The following is a 5,625-nucleotide window of genomic DNA, read 5'->3' on the forward strand; positions in this document are numbered from 1 at the left end:
CGACAAAAACTATAACTAAACAATTGTTTTTATAGAAGTTATTGCGATGTTGTGGGGGTAGTTGTTTCTTTATAGTATCAAGTAACAGGAGGGTCTAGCATGTTGCGTTTTATGGACTGCTTGACGATGTCAAGTGCGTTTATGGATAAGTCATTAGTAACCCCCCCCACAGAACGCCAGAGAACGCCACAGGAAGCCCAAAGGGGGTTACTAACAACTTAACCACCAAACCAGACCACAAAGCCACACAAGCCAATTACAGGCTATTTTTTATATATATTTTTTGTTTTGATTAAAAAAAACCCCTGACAAGGTCAGGGGCTAAAAGTTTATTACTTTGACAATGTAATATTTTACTTGCTTTCATTATCGTATTTTATCAGCTCATTTTCAATCCAACGATATAGAAGAGTTTGAACATTTTTTAAACGCCTTTCATTTGCGATTTTCTCTAGTTGTTTAACTTGTTCTGTGGGTAGTCTCAAAAGGACTTGCTTAGTTGTGTTTGTCATATCGCTCACCGTTTAAAACTCCCTTGGTTGGGGCTCCTCGTTCCTGCGGTGCCAAACCAGGGGAGTTTTAGATCACTTACTCATTAATCAAAAAGCCCTTAACATGGCTTGGGACTCTTTCACCGTCAATCCAAGCCAACATTTCGCCAGCTTTAAATTTAGAAGGTTTAGGCAATTTAACACCCTCACCAAAATCAGAAGTTCCGAAAACCTCACTAAAAATTAGATTAGAATTAGACTTCATAATAATTCGGTCATGCAGATTATTTTTAAATCCGCTATCCATTTCAGAAGTTGTACATTTCTGCAAACCACAAATTAAACGAACACCACAAGCACGACCAAGAGTGCTAAGTTTATTTAAATTGGTAAGCAATGAATTGTGTATCTCTTTTTGCTCTCTACCTAATGGCTTGTGATAAGCTATTTGAGCATATTCATCAATCATTAAATAAATTTTCTTACCGTCATAATTTTTCAAACCATTTTCACGCATATAATCCAAGCGATTACGAACAGTTTCAACAAGACCCCCCACCAACATCGGCTAACTTTTCAATTTCATAAACAACAGATATTTTATCGCCCTGATGTTGGAAAAATTCAACGCCACCTTTTAAATCAACTAAAATCATTTCATCAATGTATTCAATGTTATTCTTTAATTGATAGATTAAAGCTTGTTGTAAGACTGACTTACCAGAACCCGACTGACCGACAAGTAGTAAATGTTTATCATCTTCAATACTTCGCCCAATCTTGACACCGTCAGAAGTAACACCGTAATAAATATAACCATTATTAACAGTTGTTTTATCAAGTACAGGGGATGATTTAATGCTTTCAAATGCCTTATCAGAAAAACCACCCTTACAAACGAAAATATAACCCTTTTCAGCGTAAATACTAACAGAGCAACCAATATAATTTTCAATGTCATCTCTTAAACTTTCTATTTTATCTTTTTTAACAACACTATCAGATGAATATAAATAAACACCTTTTTTGTCTTCCATGAAAGGACTTGATAAAACCTGTTGTTTAAATTCATCTTTTAAATTAAATTTATAAGGCAAGGACACAAATTTCATAGCCTCGCCGAAAGGATTAACGATTAAATTAAAAATACTATCCTTTAAACTCAAAACCATTTTTTTAACTCTTTCATCATTTATTTCATTTAGATTTTCACCGCTAAATAGCTGTAAATAAATTTGATAAATATTAGATTGCTGGACAAAATATTTATCTTTCGAAAATAAAGCAGAATAAAGATATAAACGGCTACAGTAAGTTAAAAAATTAAAATCATGGCTAATGTAATCATCCATGTCAGAATAATCAAAAGTATTAAAAGTAACAAAGCAATTAAAAGACTTATTAAAAAGAATATTAAAATTTTCTAACGAATTACTAACCTTGGTTTCCAATTGCTCTAAAGTTTCGCTATTAATGACGGATATATTATAACTATCATTATTTAAAATTGATTCCAAACCAACAAAAGGCGATTCAATATCAATCAAATTACTTTCAAAAAGGAAATTAAAATTATATTTGTTATCATACTTAGCCATAAAAAGATTAAAAATATAATCCTGATAAGCCTCGTATTTAACCAAATAAAGATTAAGAACAAGTTTATTAAACTTTTCTTTTTCGTTACTCTCGACATAATCTAATAGAGTTTTTGCAAACTCTTTAGTTTTAGAGTGTCGAGAAAATGAAGTGATATAAATATTTCTTAAATCCCAAAAATCAAAATCAAAAACCTTAGAATCTAAAATATATTTCTCTAAAAAGGAAGTCGGAGAACAATTGATAAAATCATTATACATATTAAGCCCCTGTTAAAGTAAAGGGGCATAAGCCCCCTTAAACAAATGTAATATTAAGCACTCTTTGTCTCTTTGCGACATGGCGAAAGAGCCTCAAAGCCAACGCCATTTTTAGAACTGTAAGCCCTTACATCAACTTGAACCTTATCGCCATTCTGATAGCCTAGAGGGTCGCCCTCTGCTAAGCGAACATCAATAACTTTAATTGCCCCGTTATCTTGTGCTAAGAACTGCAAATAATGTTGCGTTTTATTGTCCCAGTTAGTTTCACGCTTGCCGTTAATTGTTCCTGTAATTGTCAGTTTCATATCCATAATTTCCTCTCTATTTTCTTAGATATTTATCAATTAAATCAATTTCTCTCATTAGCCTTTCGTATATATAACTCGATATTGCTAATGTTAAAAACAACTGTTTTTGTTCTTCCTCGTTTTTAGGTCTTAATCTTCTATGAGAAGACTGTAAACCGTCCCTATAAGTCTGAACAATTTCTTTTACTCTTATTTCTCCCAAAATAAAAACTTTCTATTTATTAAACTCTGATATCATTTAATATCAACTGATATCAATATAGTAATTATAAAAAGAGAAGTCAAGAGAAAAATTAAACTTTTTTATATCTTCTATTCAAAAAAAGTATTTTTTCATATAATTCAGGGGGTAAAGGTTTTAACATTTTTTCAAATTCTTTAATTTTTATTTCGCTTTCTCGTTCAAGTTCGTCACGATACTTAGCCAAATAAATCAAATCATCTTCAGTTAAATATTTCTTAGTTTCTTCGCTTGGTATATATTCACGCATAAAAACTCCTTAGAAAGGGCAAGCCCTTTAAAACCCTTGCACTTTTACGGGCTAAATAAAAAGACATTTAACCCGAAAAGCACTATTATATTAACCAACATAAAAACCATGTTTAAATTTATATAAATGGTCTATTAGTTTTTGTCTACAATGCGGACAATTTAAATGATGCTTATCTTTTTCGCTAATATTAATCAAATCACTAGTTTTCTCTATGTCTTCCAAAGATAGTTCTTTTTTAATATCCTTAAAAAGTCCACCAAAAGAAATTAAACGCTTTCTAAATAATCCGTTATGTATTTCTAATAAAACTTTTTCGGAAACAAAATAATCACCATCTTTGTTCTTTTTTATATAAGAACTAGGTTTTGTCGCATACTTAGCAACCTCAGCAATCATTTTCAATTCAGAATTATACATCCTTTGAGCGTGTACATGGGGGTTGTAATCAACTTTTAAAAGATTACGCCAAGCATTAGAAATTAAACTTTGAGTTTTAAAAATAGTTCTATCTTGTAATTTAAAATATTTTTGATAATCCGCTTTATTAACTAATATTAAAGCATGAATATGGGGATGAAAATTATCTTTTCTTTCATTATAAGTTACCTCAACGGTTCTAAAATAACCCTGAACCTTAAAAGGTAATCTATTTTTTGAACAATCGAAAAGACGGTTAAAACCTTTTGTTAAATTTTCAATAATATTTTTTAATTCCCCATGCTCACAATTCTTAATTGTCAAAGTAAGCATTAAAGCAGAATAAGAACGCTCATTAAAACGAGTTGTTAAAACTCTATATATTTGGCTAACCTGTCCAAAAGTTTTTAAACTCCTACGCCATTGACACATAGGGCAAAGCCTTTGACCGCAAAAATTAGCATATGCAAGCTTTTTAAAATGACCACTAGGACACTCTTTAAAACCAAGTAAGCCCCCACAGTCTTTTATATATTCCCCTTTCTTTTCCATATCTAAATTAATAAAAGCATTTCCGATAGCGGTAGCTTGCTTTTTCCGCAAAGTAAAAACGCACGTACTCTCTAATTCGTCAGCCTCTTTACTTACAAGCATTGTTCTATCTTCTAGAATTTCGCCTGTATCCTTGAGGCTGTTGAAATAGTCAAATCTATTATCTGACATTCGCCAACCTCCATTTTGTTAAAGAGCTATGCAATATCAATTAATATCACATGATATCAATATAAGGACTGGTTAAAAAAAAGTCAAGTTAAAAACACCGTGGAACAGAGAGAAACGCAAAAAACATAACTAAACAATTGTTTTTTATAGAATTATTGCCGATGTTGTGGGGGGGGTAGTTGTTTCTTTATAGTATCAAGTAACAGGAGGGGTCTAGCATGTTGCGTTTTATGGACTGCTTGACGATGTCAAGTGCGTTTATGGATAAGTCATTAGTAACCCCCCACAGAACGCCAGAGAACGCCACAGGAAGCCCAAAGGGGGTTACTAACAACTTAACCACCAAACCAGACCACAAAGCCACACAAGCCAATTACAGGCTATTTTTTATATATATTTTTTGTTTTGATTAAAAAAAACCCCTGACAAGGTCAGGGGCTAAAAGTTTATTACTTTGACAATGTAATATTTTACTTGCTTTCATTATCGTATTTTATCAGCTCATTTTCAATCCAACGATATAGAAGAGTTTGAACATTTTTTAAACGCCTTTCATTTGCGATTTTCTCTAGTTGTTTAACTTGTTCTGTGGGTAGTCTCAAAAGGACTTGCTTAGTTGTGTTTGTCATATCGCTCACCGTTTAAAACTCCCTTGGTTGGGGCTCCTCGTTCCTGCGGTGCCAAACCAGGGGAGTTTTAGATCACTTACTCATTAATCAAAAAGCCCTTAACATGGCTTGGGACTCTTTCACCGTCAATCCAAGCCAACATTTCGCCAGCTTTAAATTTAGAAGGTTTAGGCAATTTAACACCCTCACCAAAATCAGAAGTTCCGAAAACCTCACTAAAAATTAGATTAGAATTAGACTTCATAATAATTCGGTCATGCAGATTATTTTTAAATCCGCTATCCATTTCAGAAGTTGTACATTTCTGCAAACCACAAATTAAACGAACACCACAAGCACGACCAAGAGTGCTAAGTTTATTTAAATTGGTAAGCAATGAATTGTGTATCTCTTTTTGCTCTCTACCTAATGGCTTGTGATAAGCTATTTGAGCATATTCATCAATCATTAAATAAATTTTCTTACCGTCATAATTTTTCAAACCATTTTCACGCATATAATCCAAGCGATTACGAACAGTTTCAACAAGACCCCCCACAACATCGGCTAACTTTTCAATTTCATAAACAACAGATATTTTATCGCCCTGATGTTGGAAAAATTCAACGCCTACCTTTAAATCAACTAAAATCATTTCATCAATGTATTCAATGTTATTCTTTAATTGATAGATTAAAGCTTGTTGTAAGACATGACTTACC

8 protein-coding genes are annotated in these 5,625 nt (G+C 32.4%); all 8 read right to left on the bottom strand.

All coding sequences use genetic code 11. The features are described from left to right. Window positions 1-353: 353 nt before the first annotated feature. On the bottom strand, window positions 354-512 hold the full coding sequence (locus B853_RS26215; protein WP_160167638.1) for a hypothetical protein: 159 nt from the start codon (window positions 510-512) through the stop codon (window positions 354-356). A 76-nt stretch (window positions 513-588) separates the two neighbouring features. Further along, window positions 589-1,008: a hypothetical protein gene (locus B853_RS15885; RefSeq protein WP_128826931.1), complete on the bottom strand. Its 420-nt coding sequence runs from the start codon at window positions 1,006-1,008 to the stop codon at window positions 589-591. Between the two features lie 25 nt (window positions 1,009-1,033). After that, on the bottom strand, window positions 1,034-2,350 hold the full coding sequence (locus B853_RS15890) for a hypothetical protein (protein ID WP_128826932.1): 1,317 nt from the start codon (window positions 2,348-2,350) through the stop codon (window positions 1,034-1,036). 53 nt (window positions 2,351-2,403) lie between these two features. Beyond that, window positions 2,404-2,664: a hypothetical protein gene (locus B853_RS15895; RefSeq protein ID WP_038887490.1), complete on the bottom strand. Its 261-nt coding sequence runs from the start codon at window positions 2,662-2,664 to the stop codon at window positions 2,404-2,406. A gap of 290 nt (window positions 2,665-2,954) precedes the next feature. Beyond that, complete coding sequence (locus B853_RS15900) at window positions 2,955-3,152, bottom strand: hypothetical protein (protein WP_038885927.1); 198 nt, start codon at window positions 3,150-3,152, stop codon at window positions 2,955-2,957. A gap of 90 nt (window positions 3,153-3,242) precedes the next feature. Then, window positions 3,243-4,295, bottom strand: a complete 1,053-nt coding sequence (locus B853_RS15905; RefSeq protein ID WP_038885928.1) for a protein rep — start codon at window positions 4,293-4,295, stop codon at window positions 3,243-3,245. A 470-nt stretch (window positions 4,296-4,765) separates the two neighbouring features. Continuing rightward, entirely contained in the window at window positions 4,766-4,924 is a 159-nt protein-coding gene (locus B853_RS26220; RefSeq protein WP_160167638.1) for a hypothetical protein, read from the bottom strand. A gap of 76 nt (window positions 4,925-5,000) precedes the next feature. Then, a partial coding sequence (locus tag B853_RS26065; RefSeq protein WP_170001025.1) for a hypothetical protein occupies window positions 5,001-5,625 on the bottom strand: 625 nt, incomplete at its 5' end.

Source organism: Vibrio rotiferianus CAIM 577 = LMG 21460, assembly GCF_002741985.1.
In the GTDB taxonomy this organism is placed as follows: Bacteria; Pseudomonadota; Gammaproteobacteria; order Enterobacterales; family Vibrionaceae; genus Vibrio; species Vibrio rotiferianus.

What these genes read in the sequence shown, in the direction of transcription:
- B853_RS26215 (WP_160167638.1), bottom strand. Translation starts at nt 512, where the DNA reads ATGACAAACACAACTAAGCAAGTCCTTTTGAGACTACCCACAGAACAA.
- B853_RS15885 (WP_128826931.1), bottom strand. Translation starts at nt 1,008, where the DNA reads ATGCGTGAAAATGGTTTGAAAAATTATGACGGTAAGAAAATTTATTTA.
- B853_RS15890 (WP_128826932.1), bottom strand. Translation starts at nt 2,350, where the DNA reads ATGTATAATGATTTTATCAATTGTTCTCCGACTTCCTTTTTAGAGAAA.
- B853_RS15895 (WP_038887490.1), bottom strand. Translation starts at nt 2,664, where the DNA reads ATGGATATGAAACTGACAATTACAGGAACAATTAACGGCAAGCGTGAA.
- B853_RS15900 (WP_038885927.1), bottom strand. Translation starts at nt 3,152, where the DNA reads ATGCGTGAATATATACCAAGCGAAGAAACTAAGAAATATTTAACTGAA.
- B853_RS15905 (WP_038885928.1), bottom strand. Translation starts at nt 4,295, where the DNA reads ATGTCAGATAATAGATTTGACTATTTCAACAGCCTCAAGGATACAGGC.
- B853_RS26220 (WP_160167638.1), bottom strand. Translation starts at nt 4,924, where the DNA reads ATGACAAACACAACTAAGCAAGTCCTTTTGAGACTACCCACAGAACAA.